Annotated in this window: 16 protein-coding genes and 1 riboswitch; of the genes, 1 reads left to right on the top strand and 15 read right to left on the bottom strand. The window is 58.3% G+C overall.

Annotated features, from left to right (window positions below; all coding sequences use genetic code 11):
* Positions 1–10 precede the first annotated feature (10 nt).
* The 3 genes from cbiB to amiC form a co-directional block, all read right to left on the bottom strand.
* Positions 11–970 carry an adenosylcobinamide-phosphate synthase CbiB gene (cbiB, locus tag OQV00_RS04780; protein WP_032718184.1) on the bottom strand — a complete coding sequence of 320 codons (960 nt, stop codon included), beginning with the start codon at positions 968–970 and terminating at the stop codon, positions 11–13.
* Positions 971–1,127: 157 nt separating this feature from the next.
* Positions 1,128–1,289, bottom strand: a riboswitch (cobalamin riboswitch).
* 81 nt (positions 1,290–1,370) lie between these two features.
* Positions 1,371–2,456: a threonine-phosphate decarboxylase CobD gene (cobD, locus tag OQV00_RS04775; protein WP_032718185.1), complete on the bottom strand. Its 1,086-nt coding sequence runs from the start codon at positions 2,454–2,456 to the stop codon at positions 1,371–1,373.
* A 14-nt stretch (positions 2,457–2,470) separates the two neighbouring features.
* Positions 2,471–3,724: an N-acetylmuramoyl-L-alanine amidase AmiC gene (gene amiC / locus OQV00_RS04770; RefSeq protein WP_004867059.1), complete on the bottom strand. Its 1,254-nt coding sequence runs from the start codon at positions 3,722–3,724 to the stop codon at positions 2,471–2,473.
* Between the two features lie 227 nt (positions 3,725–3,951).
* On the opposite strand from amiC, the gene argA reads away from it, so the two are divergent.
* Positions 3,952–5,283 carry an amino-acid N-acetyltransferase gene (gene argA, locus OQV00_RS04765; RefSeq protein WP_004867060.1) on the top strand — a complete coding sequence of 444 codons (1,332 nt, stop codon included), beginning with the start codon at positions 3,952–3,954 and terminating at the stop codon, positions 5,281–5,283.
* Positions 5,284–5,446: 163 nt separating this feature from the next.
* Here the strand turns inward: argA and recD are convergent, their stop codons facing one another.
* The 12 genes from recD to rppH all read right to left on the bottom strand — a co-directional run bounded on the left by recD (position 5,447) and on the right by rppH (position 24,109).
* Entirely contained in the window at positions 5,447–7,285 is a 1,839-nt protein-coding gene (gene recD / locus OQV00_RS04760; RefSeq protein ID WP_044349744.1) for an exodeoxyribonuclease V subunit alpha, read from the bottom strand.
* A complete protein-coding gene (gene recB / locus OQV00_RS04755; RefSeq protein WP_128318529.1) occupies positions 7,282–10,830 on the bottom strand; it encodes an exodeoxyribonuclease V subunit beta in 3,549 nt (1,182 codons plus the stop codon). Before recB ends, recD begins: the two co-directional genes overlap by 4 nt.
* Positions 10,827–13,712: a pitrilysin gene (gene ptrA, locus OQV00_RS04750; protein ID WP_266279913.1), complete on the bottom strand. Its 2,886-nt coding sequence runs from the start codon at positions 13,710–13,712 to the stop codon at positions 10,827–10,829. Before ptrA ends, recB begins: the two co-directional genes overlap by 4 nt.
* Before the next feature lie 123 nt (positions 13,713–13,835).
* Complete coding sequence (recC, locus tag OQV00_RS04745; RefSeq protein ID WP_064367862.1) at positions 13,836–17,207, bottom strand: exodeoxyribonuclease V subunit gamma; 3,372 nt, start codon at positions 17,205–17,207, stop codon at positions 13,836–13,838.
* Positions 17,208–17,219: 12 nt separating this feature from the next.
* Positions 17,220–17,486 carry a prepilin-type N-terminal cleavage/methylation domain-containing protein gene (locus OQV00_RS04740; RefSeq protein WP_264965964.1) on the bottom strand — a complete coding sequence of 89 codons (267 nt, stop codon included), beginning with the start codon at positions 17,484–17,486 and terminating at the stop codon, positions 17,220–17,222.
* Between the two features lie 41 nt (positions 17,487–17,527).
* On the bottom strand, positions 17,528–17,935 hold the full coding sequence (locus OQV00_RS04735) for a DUF2509 family protein (protein WP_015585841.1): 408 nt from the start codon (positions 17,933–17,935) through the stop codon (positions 17,528–17,530).
* Positions 17,932–18,489, bottom strand: coding sequence for a prepilin peptidase-dependent protein (locus OQV00_RS04730; RefSeq protein WP_155075178.1), 558 nt, complete (start codon positions 18,487–18,489; stop codon positions 17,932–17,934). The genes OQV00_RS04735 and OQV00_RS04730 overlap by 4 nt, the downstream gene beginning before the upstream one ends.
* Positions 18,486–18,953, bottom strand: a complete 468-nt coding sequence (locus tag OQV00_RS04725) for a prepilin peptidase-dependent protein (RefSeq protein ID WP_015585839.1) — start codon at positions 18,951–18,953, stop codon at positions 18,486–18,488. The genes OQV00_RS04730 and OQV00_RS04725 overlap by 4 nt, the downstream gene beginning before the upstream one ends.
* A gap of 468 nt (positions 18,954–19,421) precedes the next feature.
* On the bottom strand, positions 19,422–20,216 hold the full coding sequence (thyA, locus tag OQV00_RS04720) for a thymidylate synthase (protein ID WP_004867088.1): 795 nt from the start codon (positions 20,214–20,216) through the stop codon (positions 19,422–19,424).
* Between the two features lie 6 nt (positions 20,217–20,222).
* Complete coding sequence (gene lgt / locus OQV00_RS04715; protein ID WP_004867092.1) at positions 20,223–21,098, bottom strand: prolipoprotein diacylglyceryl transferase; 876 nt, start codon at positions 21,096–21,098, stop codon at positions 20,223–20,225.
* A gap of 221 nt (positions 21,099–21,319) precedes the next feature.
* Entirely contained in the window at positions 21,320–23,566 is a 2,247-nt protein-coding gene (gene ptsP / locus OQV00_RS04710; RefSeq protein WP_004867094.1) for a phosphoenolpyruvate--protein phosphotransferase, read from the bottom strand.
* Between the two features lie 12 nt (positions 23,567–23,578).
* Entirely contained in the window at positions 23,579–24,109 is a 531-nt protein-coding gene (gene rppH / locus OQV00_RS04705) for an RNA pyrophosphohydrolase (protein WP_004867097.1), read from the bottom strand.
* Positions 24,110–24,481 lie beyond the last annotated feature (372 nt).

The following is a 24,481-nucleotide window of genomic DNA, read 5'->3' as shown; positions in this document are numbered from 1 at the left end:
GGATCTCTTTTCAGGCCATCCCTGTCCATAGATACCGCGCGGCCATAAACATCACCAGCGCCAGCGTCGAGGCGACCCACATCAGACGCAGGGCACGGGGAATATCCTCGACCGAAATATCGCGTACGGCGTCGCCAATCCAGGGTTTGTCCACCCGCTGGCCAAAATAGTCATTCGGGCCGCCGAGTCGGACGCCTAACGCGCCGGCGACGCTGGCTTCCGACCACGCGCAGTTGGGGCTGCTGTGTTGATAGCGATCGCGCCAGCCAATACGCAGGGCGCCCGCGCCATCATAGCGACATAGCCACGCCGCGAGGCTGAACAGCAGCCAGCTCAAACGCGCGGGAATACAGTTCGCGACATCGTCAAGGCGGGCGCTGACCATACCAATAGCGCGATATTTTTCATGTTTATACCCCACCATGGAGTCGAGGGTGTTGACCGCTTTATAGGCCATCGCCAGCGGCGCGCCGCCCAGCAGCAGGAAAAACAGCGGCGCAATAATGCCATCGACGGTGTTTTCTGCAACCGTCTCCACCACCGCGCGATTTATCTGTTCAGGCTGGAGCTGTGAGGTCTCGCGCCCGACAATCCATGAGAGCTTTTCCCGGCTTAGCGTCACATCGCCCGCACGCAGCGGGCGTTCGACTTCACGAGCGGAATCCGCAAGGCAGCGGCCGGCCAGGACCGTAAAGATCATCCACACTTCAACGCCCCAGCCTAGCCAGGGATGGAGACTTGCCGCCAGTTTCAGTACGCTCCAGGAGAGGAGCCAGGTCAGACCGACCACCGTCAGCCACATCAGCGCGCCGCCGATGCGCAGCGCGCGGTCGCGATGGCAATAGCGGCGCACGATACGTTGAGTCAAGGTGATGAGATTGCCGATCCAGCGCACCGGATGCGGCCAGCGCGGCGGGTCGCCGATGATAAAATCGAGAATCCAGGCCACGCACCAGGCAAGTAACGTCATCGCCCGGGCCTCGTTGCCGCCCGCCAGCGGGCGGCAACGGATGAATGGAGTCGTACCGCCATACCCTGTTCCTGTTCAGAGTGGTCGGGGTGTAAAGGTGCGCCTGACGCCGTCTTGCGACGGCACGCATCTGAGCAACCCACTTCCCACCGAAGTTGTTGGTAATGACCGACAGGCAGGTTTTCTGGCTTAGCGTCATCCTCGCCCGCCCTTCCCGGATTCGTGGCCGGTGGTATTTACGGGGTTGTCAGCATCACAGCAGCGGGGGCTGCGGAGGCGTTTCACCCCCTTCCCTTGCACCTGTTGGTTACCCTGCTGCTGCATCCGGACTCTCGTCAGACCGGGTGTCTGAAGCAACAGGCGGGCTATTATGCCATACGGATGAGCCGGTCGCTTGCAGTCAGAGGGGGGCGGAAAGGATGGCGCTGAGCGCCGTAAGCAGCCGTTGATTCTCCTCAGGGCTGCGAATCGCCACGCGGTAATAACCGTTTCCCAGTCCCGGATAGTTAGCGCAGCTGCGAATCAAGATATGCTGCTGCAGCAACGCCTGCTGCAGATCGGACTCCGGGAGATGGCAACGTAAAAAAAGATAGTTCGCCCGCCCCGGATACACGGTCAGGCCAGGAAGTTGACGGAGAGCCTGATAAAATCGGCTTCCCTCCTGCGCCAGCCATCGCCAGGTGGCCTGCTGATAGGCGCTATCCTTGAGCGCTATTTCCCCTGCCAGAGCGGCAAACGCGTTGATCGACCACGGCATTTGTTTTTCGCGCAGGCGGGCCACCGCCCGTTCATCACTGTTAACCAGATAGCCCAGACGCAGGCCGGGAATGGCGTAGAATTTGGTGAGTGAGCGGAGCACCCAGATATGTGGATTATGCTGTAGAAAGGGGATAAATCCCGGCTGGTCAGGAATGAAATCGATAAACGCTTCATCAAGAATAAGCGCGATGCCGGCGTCCCGGCAGCGGGCGGCAATCGCGTCAAGCAGCGGGCGTGCCGGCAGCAGGCCGGTCGGATTATTGGGCGTACAGAGGAACAAACAGTCCAGCTCTGGCGTCAGCACGTCGAGAATCGCGTCGGTCAACTGCCAGCCATCCTCTTCACGCAGCGCGAACTCGAGGAGAGTGCAATCGACCGTCTGCAGCGCGCGGCGATATTCTGCAAAACCAGGTTTCACCACCATCGCCGTGCGCGGCTTCAGCCCGTGAACGAGCGTAAAAATGGATTCGGTTTCGCCATTGCCTGCCAGGACCCACGATGCGGGAATACGGTGGTGCTCCGCCAGCGCAAGGTGCAGCTGCTGGTATTCAACGTCAGGGTAGCGCTCCGCCAGGGCAAGATTATCGATAAGCGCCCGTCTGACGCTCTCGGGCATGCCAAGAGGATTAATATTGGCGCTGAAATCCCGCAGCTGCTGCGCCTCAATGCCCAGCAGCGCAGCGGCTTCTCGGGTATTACCGCCGTGCACGCTCTTCAGTAGCGCCATCTCCCGCTCCCGTGTTATCCGCGCCTTGCCAGCGTGGCGCCATCGGCGAAGTAGGCTTTAATCCCCGCCAGTATCGACTCAGCCACCTGCTGCTGGAAAGTCGCCGTTTTCAGCTTACGCTCTTCTTCTACGTTACTGATAAACGCCGTCTCCACCAGGATCGACGGAATATCCGGCGCTTTCAGCACCGCGAAGCCCGCCTGTTCGACCTGGTTTTTATGCAAATTATTGATTTTTCCCATTTTTTGCAGCACCGCTTTACCAAACTTCAGGCTATCGGCGATGGTCAGCGACTGCACCATATCGAACATCGTATGGTCGACATAGCGATCGCCGCTCTTGCTGACCCCCCCGATCAGGTCAGAGGCGTTCTGGGTCTGCGCGAGGAATTTCGCGGCGGTACTGGTGGCCCCTTTGGTCGACAGGGCAAATACCGATGAGCCTCGCGGCTGTCGGCTGGTAAAGGCATCGGCGTGAATCGAAACGAACAGATCGGCGCGCTGCTTTTGTGCTTTGGCCACACGAACCTTCAGCGGAATGAAGACATCTTCATTGCGGGTCATGTAGGCGCGCATGTTGCCCTCTTTTTCGATCAGCGCCCGTAGCCGACGGGCAATCTGCAGCACCACATCTTTCTCACGGGTATGGTATTTGCCGATCGCGCCGGTGTCTTCGCCGCCGTGGCCCGGGTCAAGCATGATCACAATAGGTCGGTCGCGCCCGGCTTTACCCGGCTTCGGCCCGCTTTCTGCCGGCGGGACCTGACGGTCGAGATCGCCCTTGTTGTAATCTTCCAGTAACGCCAGCAGCGGATCCTGAACATCGGTGGCGGTCGCAGGATAGAGATCCATCACCAGACGTTCTTTAAAGCCGGCCACCGGTGCCAGGGCAAAGAGCTGCGGCTTGATGTTCTGTTTGAGTTCAAAGACCATGCGCACGGTTTGCGGATCAAACTGGCCGACGCGCGCGGACTTAATATAAGGGTCATCATCGCGAATACTCGCCCCCATGCCTTTTAGCACGGAGTTAAGATTGACGCCTTCCAGATCCACCACCAGCCGTTCAGGATTGCTCAACGCAAACTGCCGATATTTCAGCACATGACTGGATTCTACCGTAACGCGCGTATAGGTTGACGACGGCCAGACGCGTACGGCGACGACCTGCGCGGCGGCCGCTAAACCCAGCGGGCTGACGCTCATTAACCACATTGCGCCCGCCCCCTGTAAAAAACGACGGCGGCTTAATCCTGACTTGTATCCCGGCATGCCACTCCCAAGCAATAAAACGTATTCGTACTCAAAACAGACAGATTGACCGGAAACTTTAACGAAAGCTGCATAACCTGTCATCAATAAAAGGGTAAACAATCTTAGGCAGTACGCATTTGATCACAGATTTTTATCAGTTTCGTCGCAAATTTAGACTTGCGTTTAACGCCAAAACAGAATAAAAATACACTAATTACGAATAATCATGCATTGAGGGTTGGGTCATGGTGAAGGAGCGTCGCACTGAACTGGTAGAAGGATTCCGCCATTCTGTCCCCTATATTAACGCTCATCGGGGAAAAACGTTTGTCATCATGCTCGGCGGCGAAGCAATCGAGCATGAGAATTTCTCCAGTATTGTCAATGACATTGGCCTTTTGCATAGCCTGGGCATCCGCCTGGTGGTGGTCTATGGCGCACGCCCGCAGATTGATGCCAATCTGGCAGAGCATCACCACGAACCGGTCTACCATAAACAGACCCGTGTCACCGACGCCAAAACCCTCGAACTGGTGAAACAGGCTGCGGGCATGCTGCAGCTGGAAATTACCGCGCGTCTGTCAATGAGCCTGAATAATACCCCGCTGCAGGGCGCCCATATCAACGTGGTGAGCGGCAACTTTATTATCGCTCAGCCGCTGGGCGTCGACGACGGCGTGGATTATTGCCATAGCGGGCGCATCCGCCGTATTGATGAAGAGGCGATCCATCGCCAGCTGGATAACGGCGCTATCGTGCTGATGGGCCCGGTTGCCGTTTCCGTCACCGGCGAAAGCTTCAATCTGACCTCGGAAGAAATTGCCACCCAGCTGGCCGTTAAGCTGAAGGCGGAAAAGATGATCGGTTTCTGCTCGTCGCAGGGGGTTTACAACCAGGATGGAGTGATTGTTTCCGAACTGTTCCCCAACGAAGCTCAGGCGCGTGTGGAAGAGCTGGAGGCGGAAGAGGATTACAACTCCGGCACGGTGCGTTTTCTGCGCGGTGCGGTTAAAGCCTGCCGCAGCGGCGTGCGGCGTTGTCACCTGATCAGCTATCAGGAAGACGGGGCGCTGCTGCAGGAGCTGTTCTCACGCGACGGTATCGGCACCCAGATCGTCATGGAAAGCGCCGAGCAGATTCGCCGCGCCACCATTAACGATATCGGCGGTATTCTTGAGCTGATTAGCCCGCTGGAGCAACAGGGCATTCTGGTGCGCCGCTCCCGCGAACAGCTGGAGATGGAAATCGATAAATTCACGATTATTCAGCGCGATAACACCACGATTGCCTGCGCTGCGCTCTATCCGTTCCCGGAAGAGAAAATCGGCGAAATGGCCTGCGTCGCGGTGCATCCGGACTATCGCAGCTCATCGCGCGGGGAAGTGCTGCTGAACCGCATTGCCACCCAGGCGAAGCAGATGGGATTGAGCAAATTGTTTGTCCTTACTACCCGCAGTATTCACTGGTTCCAGGAGCGCGGCTTTACGCCGGTCGATATCGATCTGCTGCCGGAAAGTAAGAAAGAGATGTACAACTACCAGCGTCGCTCCAAAGTCATGATGGCCGATCTCGGCTGATGTCACCGCCGCGGATCGCGGCGTAAACGCCTTATCCGGGCGACCTCTCCTCCGCCCCCCGGAGCCAGCTCATCTCACATTTTCCCCGGCTAAGCGCTGCGCCAGCCGGGGAAACCGCTGGCGGTTGAGCCGGCGATCCCCGGCTAGCGGCTGAAGGTTAAAGTTACACGCCGCTGGCAAAAATGTCCGCCAGCCCGCTGCGCCGCTCGGTACGGGCGACGATGGACTGGGTTAGCACCTGTTCATCGGCATAAATCGAGAGCCGCTGTTTTGCCCGCGTGATCGCGGTATAGACCAGCTCGCGGGTGACCAGCGGTACGATTTTGGCGGGCAGAATCAACGCCGCATGGTCAAACTCCGACCCCTGCGATTTATGCACCGTCATCGCCCAGGCGGTGTCGTGCTCCGGCAAACGACTTGGCTGCACCGATTTAATGCTGCCATCCGGCATCGGGAACCAGACCCGCAGCCCCTCCCCTCGTTCCAGCGCAATACCGATATCGCCATTAAACAGCCCCAGCGCGCTGTCGTTGCGGGAAATCATCACCGGACGCCCTTCATACCAGCGTGAATGCCTCGGCAGCGCTATCGCCCGCCGACGGTTAAGCATCTGCTCCAGCTGTTCATTCACCCCGCTGACGCCGTAAGGGCCGTCGCGCAGGGCGCACAGTAGCTGAAATTCACCAAAGGCGGCGATCAGTGCCTCCGGCTCGGCCCGCTCGCGAAGCAGCTGCAAATAGCGACCGTATCCTTCCTGCGACTGCTTTAGCATGACTTCATACTCTTCAGTCGTACTCAGCGGATGCAGCACAATATCCTCGAAGGCCTGGCGTAACGTCGCTCTGACGCCGTGGCGATCGCCGTTGTTCACGGCGCGAGCCAGGCTACCGATGCCGGAATGGCTGCCAAAACGATAGCTTTTTTGCAGCAGGCACAGGCTGTCGCGCAGCGCGCCGGCGACATCACTTTCTCCCGCCGGCACCGGGTGGCCGGTCAGCCTCTCCAGCTGCGCCGCACGTCCGGCGGTATAGCCGGCATTGACCCAGGCACAAATATCCCCGAGCACCGCTCCGGCCTCCACCGACGCCAGCTGATCGCGGTCGCCGAGGAAAATAACCCGCCCGTGCTCCGGCAGGGCATCAATCAGCCGCGCCATCATCGGCAGGTCAATCATTGAAGCTTCATCCACCACCAGCACATCGAGGTGCAGCGGATTACCGGCGTGGTAGCGCATCCGTTGGCTACCGGGCTGAGCGCCCAGCAGACGATGCAACGTGCTGGCTTCGGTTGGTAACAGCGCCTTCTGCTCATCGGTTAGCGGCAGGCGACGCAGCGCCTCCCCCAACGATTCCGTCAATCGTGCCGCCGCTTTCCCGGTCGGCGCCGCCAGTCGGATACGGCAGCGCGGTTGCCGGGTTGTCTGAATCAACGCCGCCAGCAGTCTGGCGACGGTGGTGGTTTTTCCGGTGCCGGGACCGCCGGAAATCACCGAAATACGGCGGGTCAACGCCACTGCGGCGGCAACTTTTTGCCAGTCGATCTCATCGCTGGCGGGGAACAGCGCGTCCAGCGTTTGGGCCAACAGGGCCTCGTCAACGTCCACAACCTGGTTAGCTTCGTTGAAGAAGCGGGCGACGGTCAGCTCATTACGCCACATCCGGTTGAGATAGAGTCGGTCGCCGCACAGGACGATCGGCGTTGGACGTTCGCCACCGCTGACCGCCTCCGAAGCAAGCAGCAGCGCGGACCAGTCATCGGGGACGCCCGCCTGGGCCAGCAGCTGTTCACGCAGTTCGTTGGTTTTACCGCTCAGAAACTCGTCCGTCCGCAGACGCGCTATCGGCAGGCAAACGTGCCCTTCGCCGGCATCACGGCTGAGCACCGCCGCCGCCAGCTTCACCGCCGGATGCGCCTCTTGCGCCACCATCAGGGCAAACTGCACATCTAACGGGCGCAGCAGACGCTGACTGGCCGCTTCCAGCAGCAGTTCATCCATCGTCATGACAGAACCTCCTGAACGTCTCCGGCAAACAGCGCATCGAGACCGTCAATCAGCGGCTGCGCGGGACGGGTGGTGAAAATGCCCTGCTCGCCCTCCTGCCCGTCCATGCCGCGTAAAAAGAGATAAATCACGCCGCCAAAATGGCGTTCGTAGTCGTAGTCCGCAATGCGGTGTCGCAGGTAGCGGTGCAGCGCCAGACTATAAAGCTGGTACTGCAGATCGTAGCGATGCGCCCGCATCGCCTGTTCCATCGCCTGACGGGTGTAGGCCTCGCGGTCCTCTCCCAGCCAGTTCGATTTATAATCCAGCAGGTAATATCGGCCGTTATGGCGGAAAACGAGGTCGATAAAGCCTTTTAACATCCCGCGGACCTGGCGGAAGTCGAGCGGCGGGCAATCTACGGAGAGCGGATCGTAGCGGCGAATCAGCGCGTCCAGACGCAGCGGTTCCAGCGGGCGTTCGATCGGCAAATAGAAGGCCATTTCGACCTGCTTATCCATCGCGGAAAGTTGGTTCAGCGCAATCCCGGCCCCCGGTAACGGAGTCCGGAGCACGTCATCCAGCCACTGCGTCAGCACCGGCGTCCACTGCTCACCGAAGCCGCCGGACTGCAGCTTTTCCGCCATCCAGTCAGCAGGCACCGGTTGGGTAAAATCGAGATCTTCAAACAGGCTGTGCAGGAATGTCCCCGGCGATGCGCCGCGCGGAAACTGATGCGGCGTAAGCTGCGGTTCTGCGGCGACGTCACCGACGCCGGCGGCATCAACGTCAAGACGCGGCAGCAGATCCTGAGCCGCGCTCTGACCATGCTGCTGTAATCCGGAATAGCTGGTCACCCGCCAGTCATCGCTAACCTGACGCTCAAGGCTCCTGGCGGACAGCGGCGGCAGCGTCTCCTGCGGCGCCTGCCAGGGCGTAGCATCCGGCACTGTGGCCATTTGCAGCGCGATATCTTCGCCGCAGAAGGCTTGCAAACACGCAGCCAGCCCGGCGGCATCCATGGCTTCGCCGCCTTGTAGCAGGCGCCCGAGCGCGCTCTGATGAAAATCGCTGGCGCCGGGTTTGTCGCTGCGTCGGGTGCTCAACGGAGCCACGCCGAGACTGCAGTGCCAGACCGCGCGGGTCAGCGCGACGTACAGCAGACGTAAATCTTCCGCCAGGCGCTCCGCCTCCGCCAGCTCCAGACTGCCCTCATCCTGACCAAGATCGAGCACCGCGGCAAACGAGTCGCGATCGTGATAAAACGCCTGATCCTGTTTGCGGAAACGAGCAATAAACGGCAGCCAGACCAGCGGGTATTCCAGCCCCTTTGATTTGTGGACGGTGACGATTTGCACCAGATGCTTATCGCTTTCCAGGCGCATCTGCTGACTGGACGCATTGCTGTCCGGTTCGGCGATATGCTGCGTCAGCCAGCGCACCAGCGCATGTTCGCTTTCCAGCTGGCTGGCCGCCTCCTGCAGCAGTTCGCTGATATGCAGGATGTCGGTTAAACGGCGTTCACCGCCGACCGTCACCAGCAGGTTTTCCGCAATCTGCCGCGCGCTCATTAGCGCCCGCAGCATCGGCATCACCCCGCGCTGGCGCCAGATTTGCCGGTAGCCGCTGAACTCTTCAACCAGCGCGTCCCACGCTCGTTCATCCTGGTTGAGGCGTTCAATATCCAGCGCATTCAAGCCGAATATCGATGTTGCCAGCGCACTGCGTAGCGTATTTTCTCGTTCGGGAGCCAGCACCGCCTGCAGAAGCCATAAAATCTCCTGCGCTTCCGGCGTGTCAAAAACGCTATCGCGGTTAGAGAGATACACCGACGGGATCGCCAGCGCCCGTAAGGCCTCCCGGATCAGCGAGGCTTCCTGACGGTTACGTACCAGAACCGTGATATCGGAGGCCTGAACCGGCCGGGCGGCGTTGTCGTTACGCCAGAGCAACGCGCGCCCCTGTTGACCGGCGCTTAGCCAGTCGCGAATTTGCGCCGCGCATAGCTGCGCCATAAACGTCTGATAATCACCGGATCCCACCGCCTCGCCCGGCATCAGCCAGATGTTCATGGCCGGAACCGCGTCGTTATCTATGGTAAAGCGCAGCCCGTGGTTTTTCCCGGCCGGCCTGACCGGCAAGAAAGGGATCTCCCGGAACATAAAGGGGTTATCGCTCAGGCTGAACAGGCGGTTAACGCTTTCAACCATCCCGGGAGCAGAACGCCAGTTGGTATCCAGCGTATAGTGAGCCGCCACATCGCCACGCGCTTTCATATAGGTGAAAATATCCGCGCCGCGGAAGGCATAGATGGCCTGCTTGGGGTCGCCGATTAACAGCAGCGCCGTCTCCGGCTGCTGCCGCCAGATACGGCGGAAAATTCGGTACTGCTGCGGGTCGGTGTCCTGAAATTCATCAATCATCGCCACCGGGAAACGCTGACGAATGGCGCTGGCCAGCGCTTCTCCGCTCTCGCCGCGCAGCGCATCATCCAGCCGGCTGAGCATGTCATCAAAACCGAGTTCGCCGCGCCGACGCTTTTCCCGGGCGACCGCTTCGCGGATCTCCACCATCGCCCTGGCGATAACCAGATCCGTCAGCGTCAGCGGAGAAGCCAGCAGCTCTTCAACCGCACTGAACAGTGGATGCACCGGCGGCTCACCGCCTGCTTTGGTTCGTTCATGTAAGAAGGGCTGCGAGAATTTCTCCAGCGCGTCAGGAAGCTGGTAGCCGAGCGTCTCTTCCTGCGCCCAGGCGTTGATTTTCTCTATCCACTTTCCCTGATTGCCACGATTGAATTTGCGGCGGTCGAGACCGGAGTTCTCCAGCACCGCCTCAATCTCTGCAACCTGTTCCCGCCACTGTGTTTTCATGGCGTTAATTCGCGCAATGATTTGCTGATGGCGTTCGGCCAGCGTCTCTTCTGCCGCCGGCGGGGATTTGAGCTGCGGGGCTTCGCCCTGCAACCAGCGATCGAGGGATTTCAACAGATCGCGCGGACCTTTCCACGCTTCATGAATGACGGCGGCGATCTCCCGCGGCAGCGGATAGCAATGTCGACGCCAGAAGTCGGCGCAGGCCTGGTAACGCAGCCGGGATTCATCTTCGATCAGCTGCTGCTCAAAGAGCATCCCGGACTCAAAGGCATTGAGGCTCAGCATTCGCTGACAAAAGCCGTGAATGGTAAATACCGCCGCTTCGTCCATCTGTCGTTCCGCCAGCAGCAGGGTATTCGCCGCCTGGTTCTTATCCGGAATTTCAGCCAGCAGAGCGCTATAGAGGGGATCGGTCGCGCTGTCGCGCAGGCAGGCAATACGCAGCTCGTGGATATTGCTGCGAATACGGCCGCGCAGTTCTTCGGTGGCCGCTTCGGTGAAGGTCACCACCAGCAGCTCTTCCACGCTGACCGCACGAGGAAAGGCGGATTCCCCGCCAAGTCCCAGCAGTAGCCGCAGGTACAGTGCGGCGATGGTAAAGGTTTTTCCGGTGCCCGCAGAGGCTTCTATCAGGCGCTCGCCCGTCAAGGGCAAGCGCAGGGGATCCAGAGACTCGGCGGTTTCGGTCATTCGTTCTCTCGCATCAGGGGTAAGGATTTCTGCAACGCGCTGACGCTTTCCCAGACTTTGCCACCTTCAGGGTGGACGTAATCGGTCTTGCCATTCTGGCTGCCGGAAATCTGGGACAATATCGCCATGCCTTGCGGAACCACCACCGTCTGATGGAAGAAATCGGCAAGTTTTTGCGGCGTCAGCAGTTTAATCTGAGCCACTACTTTATCACGTGAATCGAAGCGCATATTACCGCGATCGAAATCTTTGCTCAGCTGCGAGGCTTCGCCGCCCAGCGTTTGCGGCGCCTGGGTCATCTGACTTATCACCGCCTGCTGGATCTGCGCAAACTCTGCCGGGCTCATCGCCCGCAGTTTAGCTTCCGCGGTCGGGAAGAAGGCCTGGAAGCGCTGCCAGAGGAAAGCAGGCTGTTTATCGCTGCTTTGCAGCAGGAAGCCCATCCCCCACTGGCGCCCGACGTTCATCGGGAAAGCAAACACCGCGTAGCCAAGCTGCTCTTCGGTGCGCAGCTGGTTATAGAACCACGGCTGAATAATCTGCCCGAGCAGGGAGCTGGCGGCGGAGCTGCTGTATTCATCCACGTTCGGCGGGGCGAAGACGGCGGCCAGCGCCGAATCGGTGCTGTTACCCGGTTTTTCAAAAATCGCCAGCTGCTGACTGTTGATCAGGACGTCTTTGTTGCGACACCACTCATTGCCATCAGATCCCAGCTGCTGCTGGATCTGACGCGCCATGGCGGCGGACTGTTCGGCGGTGAGGTTGCCAATCACCAGCAGCTCCGGGCGCCCTTTCGCTTTCAGGTTGTCACGATAGGCCAGCACCTCTTTCAGGCTAATTGACGGCAGCAGCGCCCGCCGCTCCTCGCGCTGGAAATAGGGCACCTGGGACAACATCTGAACCGGCATGATCGCCTGGTCGTAGGCTTTGCCTTTGTCCGCCGAATCCATCATCTGCGCATACCAGGATTTAGCCTGATCCAGCTGCTCTTCGGTCGGCGTATAGCTGAAATAGCCGTCCAGTAACGCGGTAAACAGCTGAGGCAGCCGCTGGGTGTAGCCATTGGCATTGACCATTAACCCGTTATTGGCGCCGGTTGAGAAGGAGATGCCGCCCACCGCCGCCTGGTTGCTGAGCTGATCGAGAGCGATGCCTGCCAGATAGTCATTCAGCGCGAACATGACCTGGCTACGGGCGCTGTCCATGGCCTGCGGATTACGCAGCACCAGCGAAACGTCAGCCTTTGGCTCGCTGGCGAAGAACTGACTGGGCGCATAGACCACCCGCAGCGTCGGCTCATCAACGATCAGCTGCGGATGCGGGTAGGCTTTATCGCTTTTAATCAGCGTAAAATCGTCAGGAATATACGGGTTCAACACCGGCAGCTTCAGGTCGATAGCGCTCGCCTTCTGCTGCCAGTCGCTAAAGGTCTGCGCGCTGATCTTGTCGACCTGATACGGCGCATTCACAAAGTAAGCGCTCTTGTTATGCGGTTCCTGCGGGCTGATATACCAGACGCGGGCATTTTGCGGCGTCATCATCGCCAGCCGCTCTTTAATCGCCTGCGGGTCGTAGCGATCGGCTATGTTGACCACGTCCAGCGCATGTTCCACCGGTACGCGAATCATGGTATCCGCCAGCCATTCCACATAATCCATATCGCGGTTGATCGATGGATAGCGGAAATCAAGCGCCAGAACGTGGGACAGCTCATCGAAATAGCGTTTGTCGATGCCCTGGCTACGCAATAGGTTAAGGTAGCTGAAGATCGCCGCCGCCACTTCATCACGGTGCGCCAGACCTTTGTCGGTCAGGGTCGCCGAAATCGCCAGCACGCCGCTGTTGCCGTTGACCGCCGGATCGGAATCCGCTCGAATACCCTCGACCAGACCTTGCTGCTGCAGCCAGTCAGATAAGGTTCCCGGGCTGCGGTTACCGATCATGTAGGTCACCAGCTCGTCGGTTTTGCTGCGGAATTGCTCGCTGTTGTTATCAATACGGAATTCAACGCGCAGCACTTTGCGCGGCATTGCCGGGACATAGTGAATGATGATGCCCTTTTGCGCATCGGTCACGACCGGAACGGTGATTTCCGGTTTATTGATATTGTGGTTTGGCACCCGACCATAGGTTTTCGCCGCGATGCTCGCCAGTTCCGGCAGCGGTTTGTTGCTGTAAATGACCGCCTTCATCAGGTTCGCCGAGTACCAGCTGTCGCGGAAAGTATGCAGAGCGTCGAGCACCGGTTTACCGGGCTTGTCGCTAAGCGTCTCGAGGTTACCGCCGGAAAAATGCGATGCCGGGTGCGCCGGGTTAATGGTTTCTGCACTCACCTGCGCCATGCGCATCCCGTCACGGGTGCGCGCCATGGTCAGCTCGGCGTTGACCGCATTACGCTCGCGATCGGCATATTTTTTATCCAGCAGCGGAGCAGCAATGGCATCCGCCAGACGATCGACCGCGCCGTCAAGGGCATCGTTTTCGACTTCAAGATAGAAGGCGGTGCGATAAGGCGCGGTACTGGCATTATGGCTGCCGCCGTGCATTTTCAGAAATTCGGCGAGGCTGTCCGGCTGCGGATAATTTTGCGAGCCCATCAGCGTCATGTGCTCCAGAAAATGCGCCAACCCCTGATGATCGGCGGGATCCTGCAGCGACCCCACGGGCACCACCAGCGCAGACAGTGATTTCACCGCCTGCGGATCGGAAACCAGCAGAACCACCATGTCATTATCCAGGCGAATGGCCTGATACTGTCGGGGATCTTTTTCGCTTTTACGAATGGTTTCCTGAATCGGTTGCCATCCGATATCTGCCTGACTTAACGGCGCCCAAAGGGCAGCCAGCACTAAAATAACCTTGAACCATACACTGCGGGGCATTCACGAACCTCATCATTAACAAACTTTGCGCTGACTGCGTCAGCGTTATGCACATCAGTCCGTGATTGGTTGCGCATGATAATTGAACACCTTATTCTGCGCAATTTTTATACTATTACAAATTTATTCGGGCTGATGGAAACGAAATATCGGCAACAGGTAGCGCTGTGTTTGCGTAATAATTTCTTCATAGTAAGCCGGTTCAAGCGTGCGCCAGAGGCGTTGATACCACACATCCGTCCCTTCGCCACTGACCACCATATTACCTTCATAGACCTGAAGAAATTTGCTACGCGCTTTTTGTTGCGTCTCTTCGTCCGTTAACATGACATCCTTTTCAGCGTCATAACAGACTTTTAGCCATGCACCGCCGCTTTCTGGCAGTAACAGCAGCGGTCTGGACATGCCTTGCAGGTAACCCTCTACCAGCTGATCAAGGTACGCTTTGGCCTGTTCCTGCGCCAGCGGCGGGAAACGCCATTCGCCCTCTTTGCGCACCAGCAGCCGGCTTTCACCGGTTCCGCCGCTAGCACAGTAGACAAGGTGTTCCAGCCAAAGTTGCATCCCCTGTGCGACGCTCAGCAGCGACGGTCGCCAGCGCAGCAGGCCGTCAGATTGTACCTGCTGTAGCCACCCCGTAATGTTGACTCCGTTACATTGCAGATCGATTTCCATACTCTGCCCCGGCTGGCGGCTGGCAATGACCCGCTCCGCAAGGTTCTGCATCTCCTGACGCTGCGTCTCCCAGGCCAGCTCGCCAAAAGCACCAAAGGGCAGCTCTCCCGCGGCGCGAAAGCGACGGTACATCGTCGACGCATCCTGTTGTTCAATCAGCGTATTCAGCAGCTGCTGGTTCAGTTGATAACGGCTAAGTCCTTCGAGGGTGAACGGCTCATCATCGGGAATGTCACTCTCTTCAGAACGGAAGTTGACCCGCAGGCGCTGCTGAAAAAAGGCGCGTACCGGGTGTTGCCAGAATCGCAGCAGCTGTTCAAACGGCAGCGTTTCGATAGCCGGCGCCGGCAGCGGCTGGATAAAGTCGCTATGCGCCTCTCCCTGCTGGCTGGCAGCCGCCAGCCACTCCCGGGCGTAGCTCTGATATTCGTCATCACGGAAGTTGGCCGCATCAAAGGGCATTCGCGTATGCAGATGCGTGATATGTGTTTTGACCCGTCGCTCACTGGCGTCACAATCCAGCGCCTCATCCCCGGCCAGGCAGTGGCTCTGGCCAATATAGTCCGCCAGTTCTTGCACCAGCACCGAAGGGTAACGTTCGCTATTATCCTGAATCGAGCGCCCGATGTAGCTGATATACAATGTCTGTTCGGCGGACATCAGCGCTTCCAGGAACAGATAGCGGTCATCATCGCGACGGCTGCGGTCGCCGCGCTGCGGTTTCTGACTCATTAAATCGAAGCCCAGCGGCGCCAGCGTCCGCGGATAAACGCCGTCGTTCATCCCCAGCAGGCACACCACCTTGAACGGTATAGAGCGCATTGGCATCAGGGTACAGATGTTGATCGGTCCGGCGAGGAAGCGCTGGCTGATGCGCTGCTGGTCCAGCCGCTGCGCCAGCTCATCGCGCAATAAAGACAGAGGAACGGAGTGCTCATATTGTGCCTGGGCTCCTTCGCCAATCACCGCCTGCCATTGCTGTTCAATCAGCGCCAGCGCCGCTTCGGTGTCGCCGTCGGGCAGGAAAAAGTCATTTAGCAGTTCGCGACAAAGCGGCAGCCATTCCGCCAGCGGACGCTCCTGCACCAGCTTCCGGCGCCAGAGGTTAAGCTGCATCAGCAGCGAAGCCAGATTACCAACCAGCTCAGCGATCAGCCCGCTGGATTCATCATAGGGCAGGACCGACTGCCACTCACCCTGGCTGCTGTCCATCGCATAGCCCAGCAGCATGCGCGTGAGGCCAAAGCGCCAGGTGTGTTGCCCGGTGGCGGGGAGATCCAGTTCGCGCACATTATCGTCATCCATTCCCCAGCGCACGCCGGATTCATTAACCCACTGACGCAGATAGCGCAGCCCTTCTTCGTCAATGTTAAAGCGCGCGGCGAGCACCGGAACATCAAGCAGAGCCAGGACATCTTCGCTGGCAAAGCGGCTGTCGGGCAGAGAAAGCAGCGTAATAAACGCCTGCAGAGCCGGATGCGATTCGGTGGCGCGCCGGTCGGAAATCGCCCACGGTAGCCAGCGTTCGCCGCTGGCGCTGCCGAATACCGCCTGAATGTAAGGGCTGTAGCTGTCGATATCCGCCACCATCACGATAATATCGCGCGGCGTCAGTTCAGGATTCTCCTCCAGCATCGCCAGCAGCCGGTCATGCAGCACCTCGACCTCACGCTGCGGACTATGGCAGACGTGGAGGGTCAGGCTACGATCGTCCAGAGCAAGCGGGCGTTTGCTGTGGCTGTGGGCAAACTCTTCGGCGCTTCGCCCGGCCACTGCGGCATTGCGCAGTTCGAGGATATCCGCCTGTAAATTATGCAGCAGATTATCCGGCGTTATATCGACAAAAGCGTCCAGCTCTTCATAATGTTCCAGCCCGGCCAGCAGATAGATATAGTCACGCCCCAGCTTCCCCCAGGAGGCGAGCAGCGGATTACCGACGTCCTGTTCCCCTGCATCGTTAAACAATCCCGGCGCCTGCCCGCTATCGCGAAACAGCGGGAGTTCGCGCGGTTCACGATGATGACGGCGCTGGCGTGACATCAGTTTCGCCAGAAAGGCCGGGTCTTTTATATCGCCCCAGTAGTAACGACAGGGGTTGGTGAACAGCACATACACATCGACGTGCTTGCCCAGCGCCTGCAGCGCCTGCAGATAAACCGGCGGCAGCGCCGAAATCCCGCAAATAAAAACTCGCGAAGGCAACCCGGCCGGAGGTTCATCCGCCGCTTCCAGCGTGCTGATAAAGCGCTGGTACAGATTGGCGCGGTGCCAGAGCGGCTGCCCCAGCGCAGCGGTATGTTCGACCAGCGCCTTCCATAACGGCGCCTGCCACTGCTGGGCGTCGCCGAGGCCATCGACGCGTTCATCTGCCTCCCAGCGCATCAGCCACTCCGGGCGATAGACCAGATACTGGTCATAGAGGTCGGCGACCCGGGCTGCCAGCTGAAACAGTTTGCGCTTGTCGCTATCGTCGCTGAGATAGTGGCGTAGCAGCGTAAAAGCCTCATCGTCAAGACGCTGCGGCAGGAGGGTCATCAGTTTCCAGCTCATGCTCTGCTTACTGAAGGCGCTTTCCCCGGGGATATCCGACAATACGCGGACAAACATATCCCAGATAAAGCTCGCCGGGAGCGGGAAGTCGATATTGGCGGCAATGCCAAACCGTTTTGCCAGCGTCATCTGTAGCCACTGCGCCATCCCGGTACTTTGCACCAGCACCATTTCCGGTTTGAAAGGGTCATCCAGCCGCTGGCGCTCGACGATAAATTCCATCAACGCTTCAAGAACATCCAGACGGTTTGAGTGGTACACCCTTAACATATTCGCTCCTGACTACTGACTGACCGGGCAATGCAGCCGGGTCATCTGCACCCGTTTATCAACGGGCATGGTGATCGTTACCGTGATGCTGACACATCTGGCCGCCGATGTCTGCAAGCGGGTAACGGCCCCGCCGGGTGGAATCTCCGGAGGGTTCATCTGGCCATAGCGCCACGCGTCGCGCCACAGCTGGCGATATTGATTTAACTGGATAAAACCATTGGCCAGCCCACGCTGGTAGCCGCCAAGGGCGGTCACCACCATAACCAGTAACGTCATCGCCAGCAGCGTTTCCGGCAGGCTAAAACCTTTCTCATGGTTCACGGCATCCGACACAGATTCGCCTCCGTTAGTGGACAAAAGTCGCTCCAGCCGTGGGGAGAAAAGCGCACCACGCCCTCTTCAATACGACCAGATTGCCACAGCAAAATGCGACCGCCGCTGGCGATTAACAGGACGGAGGCATCGTCAAAAATGCGCAGGCAGACGCGCCAACCCTCGGCAGCAGAATCACGGCAGGCGTTGGCATCGTGTACCGTCCACGCCAGAGTTTTTCCCCACTGTAGCGCGGAGTGCGCTCCGGCCGTTTCGCGGATCGCCTGAGTTTCACCCGCGGTTTGCGCCAGCAGAGAGCGCTGCTGCTGGTTCAGCCCTTGCAATAACATACTGCCAAGCGCCAGCAGCAAAAGCACCATCAGCAAGGAGGAGGCTCCCCGTTGGCGGTTCATAAGTTATACCCGGTCACGCGATATTCCGCCTGGGCCGAAATATGGCGATCCGCAACCGCGTGCGCCGCCAGCGTGACGCTGAGCTCCGGAGCAAATCCGGCGATATCCTGGCGGGTAACCTGAAAATGGGTCACGTTGAGTGCGCCGGGATTCGTCATTTTTTCCCATCCCCCGTCGCTGCAGCTGGTCGCACCGCGCCGCGTTTCCAGCGCCCCGTTGTTCAAACGAAATCCTGTCGCATCAGATGTCGCTTCCGGCATGGCATCCCACGCGCCGTTGCTATTACTATCCCAACGGACGAGCGCACAGCGCCCCCCGCTGGCAATCAGCAACGGTTGTCCTTCGCACTGCCCGGCGCAATAGCCCGCCCGCTGGAGATGTTTTGCTACCGTATATACGCGCTGCCAGAGTTCGTTATCCAGCGACTGCTGCTGCGTCTGCCGCAGCGCCTGCCGTTGCAGGGCAGGCAGAAAACGCGCTGCGCCCATCAGTAAAATCGCGCCGATGGCCATTGAGATAAGCGTCTCGGCCAGCGAAAAACCCCGGGGAATCAGAGGCACGATGCGTTCTCCTCGTTGCGGCACAGGCGAATTCGCCCCCAGCCAGATACGATAATATTCCAGCTCCCCTCCGCGCTTTGCAGCCGGATATGCCCGGCCCAGGCGCTGTTACGCAACCCGTAAAAACCTAACCCCGGCGTGATGTGGCTGAGCGCCACTTCCGGCCAGCGCGGCCGCAGCGTAAACGGCGTTGCTGTCGCACACTCAGCCAGCGCATCCTCGGCGCTCAGACACCAGCCGCCGCCGCTTTGCCCCACGCTCACCAGCCGGTTGCGGTTATGCCAGTTGGCGTCGTCGCGTAGCAGCACCAGATAGTCGCGTACCTGGCTGGCGGTTTGCCATAAGCGCTGTTGCTGCTGCCAGCTCTGCCAGCCATACAGCCCCCCTGCGCTGAGGATAAGTACCAGCGTCAGCGTTATCAGGGTTTCAATCAGGGTGTAGCCACGTTGTCTGTTCATCCCGCGAGTATGGGGAAAAAACGGCGCGGAGACGACGGGCAAAATAGCCTTTCACGAAGCGTGTCGAAGCCAGACATCAGGTTTGCAGACGATTGCAGAAAATCAGGGAGCGTGTTTGCGCAGGCAAAAAAACCGGCGCCTCAGGTACGAATGCCGATCGTTTGAGGGGCGGCTGACCGATCCGGCAAAGGTGTAAGAATCCGTCATCTCAAAGAGATTGCCGATTTTTATCCGGCGCTGTCAGGTTTTCAACACTTCTGCAGGCGAGCCTGTCCTGGAGATTGTTGTTAAGCCGGGGATGTCGTTTTTACGCTGGTTTGCACGCAAGGGGTCATCGCGCCAACCACCGTTTACCGGCATCGCCCTGCCTGCGATAAAGCAAAAAAAATGCTGGTCACCTTTAAGTGACCAGCATTAGCGCCTCAGGCACCGGTTTTTATCTCTCTACGACATCCTGTACCGGGCGAATTAAATCGCCACCGGCGCTTTAATGCCCGGATGCGGGTCATACCCTTCGATGTCGAAATCTTCAAAACGGTAGTCGAAAATCGACGCCGGTTTGCGTTTGATGACCAGCTTCGGCAATGGACGCGGTTCACGGCTCAGCTGCAGATTCGTCTGTTCAAGGTGGTTGCTGTAGAGGTGAGTATCCCCACCGGTCCAGACAAAATCACCGACTTCCAGATCGCACTGCTGGGCGACCATGTGCACCAGCAGCGCATAGCTGGCGATGTTAAACGGCAGGCCGAGGAACACATCGCAGGAACGCTGATACAGCTGGCAGGAGAGTTTGCCATCTGCGACGTAGAACTGGAAAAACGCGTGACACGGCGCCAGCGCCATTTTATCCAGCTCGCCCACGTTCCACGCCGAAACGATGATGCGACGTGAATCCGGGTCGTTTTTCAGCTGTTCCATCACGGTGCTGATCTGGTCGATATGGCGGCCGTCCGGCGCAGGCCAGGAACGCCACTGTTTGCCGTAAACCGGCCCCAGATCGCCATTTTCATCTGCCCACTCGTCCCAGATAGTGACATTGTTTTCATGCAGATACGCGATGTTGGTGTCACCCTGGAGGAACCACAGCAGTTCATGGATGATGGAGCGTAAATGACAGCGCTTGGTCGTCACCAGCGGGAAGCCTTCCTGCAGGTTAAAACGCATCTGATGGCCGAAGATGGAGAGAGTGCCGGTACCGGTGCGGTCATTTTTTTGCGTGCCCTCGGCGAGCACTTTCTGCATCAAATCAAGATACTGTTTCATGGTTCCTCAAGAAGTTTGTTGCTGCGGACGACGACGGTACGCCCAGACCATCATAATGATACCCGCAAGCACCATTGGGATCGAAAGAATCTGCCCCATGCTGATGTACTGTACCCATTCGCCGGTGAACTGCTGGTCTGGCTGGCGGAAGAATTCCACGATAATACGGAACAGGCCGTAGCCAATCAGGAACAGACCGGATACCGACCCGGTCGGGCGCGGTTTGCGGATAAACAGGTTCAGAATCAGGAACAGGACGACCCCTTCCAGCGCCAGTTCGTATAGCTGCGAAGCGTGACGCGGCAGTGCGCCGTAGGTATCAAACAGCGATTGCCATTCCGGATGAGACGGCAGCAGCGCCAGATCTTCCGCGCGCGAGCCGGGGAAAATCATCGAATAATGGAAGCTCGGATCGACGCGTCCCCACAGTTCACCGTTGATAAAGTTGCCCAGACGCCCCGCCCCAAGGCCAAAGGGGATCAGCGGGGCGATAAAATCGGAGACCTGGAAGAAAGTGCGTTTGGTGCGTCTGGCAAAAATGATCATCACGAGGATGACGCCAATCAGGCCGCCGTGGAACGACATGCCGCCGTCCCAGACGCGGAACAGATACAGCGGGTCCTGCAGGAAAACCGGCAGATTATAGAACAGGACGTAGCCGATGCGGCCACCGAGGAAAACGCCAAGGAACCCGGCATACAGCAGGTTTTCGACTTCGTTTTTGGTCCAGCCGCTGCCCGGACGGTTGGCCCGACGGGTGGCTAGCCACATCGCAAAAACAAACCCGACCAGATACATCATCCCGTACCAGTGGAGGGAGACCGGCCCAACGGAAAATATGACCGGATCAAAATCCGGAAAATGCAGGTAGCCACTATTCATCTGTCACCATAAAGACTTGTTATTCCGCCGAAAGTGGACAGCGGTGATCATACACGCCCGACCTATACGGGTGCTCCAAGGGGGCGAATAATAGCATAAGGTTAATTCGCTGGCCGTGCCGTTGTTGTAAAAGATATGTATACGGATGCTAACGGCCGTCGCGCGGCAGGTTAATCGCGACGCCCGGGGTACGGCCTCAAAGCCTTACCCGGGCAGATGCACTAGCGGCCGCCGCGGATCAAGCCGCCCAGACCGCGTCGCTCCATGAAGGCCGCCACCTGATGACGAACCTCGGTGGCCATCTGCGCTTCAAGGCTGCGACGCGACAGTTCCTGAGCTTCGGCAATATCGATCCGTCGCAGCAGGTATTTGACCCTCGCCACCGAACGACCGTTCATGGACAGATGGCGATAGCCAAGACCAATCAGGATCGTCACGCACATCGGATCGCCCGCCATTTCACCGCACAGCCGCAGATCAATACCGAAACGTTCGGCATCATGCGCAATCATCGCCAGCGCCCGCAGCACCGCGGGATGCAGGCTGTCATACATGCTGGCAACCCGGGTGTTGTTGCGATCGACGGCGAGGATATACTGAGTCAGGTCATTGGTCCCTACCGAGATAAAATCGACGCGACTGGCGAGATTCGGCAGCATAAAGACCATCGAAGGCACTTCCAGCATCACGCCAAGACGCGGGCGAGGAATAGCGTAGCCAATCATCTCTTCGACTTCACGGCTGGCGCGATCGATCAGGCGACGCGCCTCATCGACCTCATCAAGACTGGTCACCATCGGCAGTAAAATACTCAGATTGCCGGTGGCGGCATTGGCACGCAGCATGGCGCGCACCTGGATGAGAAATATTTCCGGCTGATCGAGAGTAATGCGGATACCGCGCCAGCCGAGGCACGGGTTCTCTTCGCTGATCGGCATATACGGCAGCTGTTTATCGGCGCCGATATCCAGCGTACGCAGAGTCACGGGCTTTTCATTAAACATCTGCAGCATGCCCTGATACTGGGCGACCTGCTCCTCTTCCGACGGGAAACCGCTTTGCAGCATAAACGGGATTTCCGTGCGGTACAGGCCGATGCCGTCGATAAAGTTGCCGAGCTTTTCTTCATGTTCTAGGCTCAGGCCAGCGTTCAGCATGACCTTCACCCGCTCGCCGCTTTTCAGCTCGGAAGTGTGTTCCAGATCGTCTTCCGCCAGCCGGCTGAGTTCGTTCTCTTCGCTGACCAGACGCTGATATTCTTGCAGCAGCGCCGGTTCCGGGTCGACCAGCAGTTCGCCGCGGTAGCCATCCACCACCAGCATGTGGCCGTGGAGCAGCGAAGGCTGAATATCGGCCCCCATAACCGTCGGGATCCCCAGCGCCCGCACCATAATGGCGGCATGGGAGTTCGCTGCGCCATCGCGGACGACAACCCCCGCCAGCCTGTCCTGCGGAACTTCTGCCAGCGTCGTCGCTGACAGCTCGTCGGCCACCAGCACAATACGCGCCGGCCAGGTGTTAGGCCCCTGAATCGTATCATCGAGATGGAAAAGCAGACGCTGACCCAGCGTACGCAAATCGCCGGCCCGTTCTTTCAGGTACCCGTCGCTTAACGCGGCAAACTGTTCGGCGAACTTCTCGATGATCTTTTTCACCGCCCATTCTGCCACCGCGCCTTTGTCGACTTCGGCAAACAGCTCGCGACGCAGACGCGCGTCGGACAAGAGGTGTGAATAGAGATCGAAGATCGCCGAGGTCTCTTTTTGCGCCCCGGCGGCATAGCGCTTGCTGTAGCGTCGAAACTCGTTCGCCGCCTCTTCCAGCGCACCGGTCAATCGTTCGCGTTCGGAAGCGGTATCAAGCGTTGATGCCTCATACACCTGCTCCATGAGCGGCAGACTGATGTCCATCCAGCCTTCGGCAATAGCCACCCCGGAGGAGGCGGGCAGCGCGCGAATACGCGTCTGTCGATACTGGCCAAACAGCGCGGTCAGCTGAGACTGGGAAAGAATAGCGGCCATTTGCGTCGCCAGGGTGACGAGAAACGACTCTTCGCTTTCATCAAACTGACGCAGCTCACGCTGCTGCACCACCAGCACACCAAGCAGCTGACGCCGCTGGATAATCGGGACGCCAAGAAAGGCGCGGAAGCGATCCTCTTTGACGGCAGGAATATATTTAAAGCTGGGGTGTTTTTGCGCATCGGCAAGGTTGATAGGCTCCGCAAGGCGCCCGACCAGGCCAACGAGGCCTTCGTCAAACGCGAGCGCGACGGTACGCCCGCGAGGTTTTTTCAGCCCGCGAGTGGCCATAAGGTAATAACATCGTCGGTCGTGATCGGCCAGGTAAACCGAACAAACTTCCGTTTCCATCGCTTTGCAGATATCGGTGACCAGGATATCCAGCGCCTCGTTTAAACGCGGCGCACTCGCGACCTTCTCGACGATTTCTCGTAACCGAGTGAGCATAATATGCGTGGCTTAACCTCTTTTACGTCGATAAGCAGGCGCGCTTTGCGGTTTAGGTGCACTTTCCGCCAGCGACATGGTCACGCTGGCAAACTCTTTCATCACCCGGCGGTACACGTCGCGCTTAAACGACACCACCTGACGAACCGGGTACCAGTAACTTACCCAGCGCCAACCATCAAACTCAGGTGTACTACTGGTTTGCATATTGATTTCCGCATCGCTGCCGATCAACTGCAGGAGAAACCACTTCTGTTTCTGGCCGATACAAACCGGCTTTGTGTCCCAACGCACCAAACGTTTAGGCAACTTGTAACGCAGCCAGTTACGGGTTGAGGCCAGGATTCGCACATCTTTACGACTTAACCCAACCTCTTCGAACAATTCCCGATACATTGCCTGCTCGGCTGATTCCCCTGGATTAATGCCCCCTTGCGGGAACTGCCACGAGTGCTGACCATAGCGCCTGGCCCACATAACCTGGCCCTGGCGATTACAGATTACAATACCGACATTTGGGCGGTAGCCATCGTCATCAATCACCGGACTACCTCAAAATAATCTTCAATGTGAATGATTGTTTCACACTCGCTGTAAACGGTAAACCACTCTGTTGTCACTGTGCGATCGAATAACATTTGAATAACTCACAGTAATCAGCAGAGTTATAAACAACGAAAGCGATCGAGCCCCCATTTTATTCACTTTTTCTGTGGATAGAGTTGTGAAGAAGTATGGAATTACCCCGGGAAAACCCAGAGTAGTCCGAAGTGCTTACGAATAACATAATTTGATAATGGCATTATATTCATGATGTTAGCACATATATCTTTCAATAATTACAGTTAAACGTGATGATCATCACATATGCGATCCTGGAACTGATGAAAGATCGAACAATGTCGATTTTATCCA

This window comes from Klebsiella sp. DY2415 (assembly GCF_026314315.1).
In the GTDB taxonomy this organism is placed as follows: domain Bacteria; phylum Pseudomonadota; class Gammaproteobacteria; order Enterobacterales; family Enterobacteriaceae; genus Klebsiella; species Klebsiella ornithinolytica.
The sequence above is the reverse complement of the archived record's forward strand: the minus strand, read 5'-3'. Positions and strand labels throughout refer to the sequence as shown.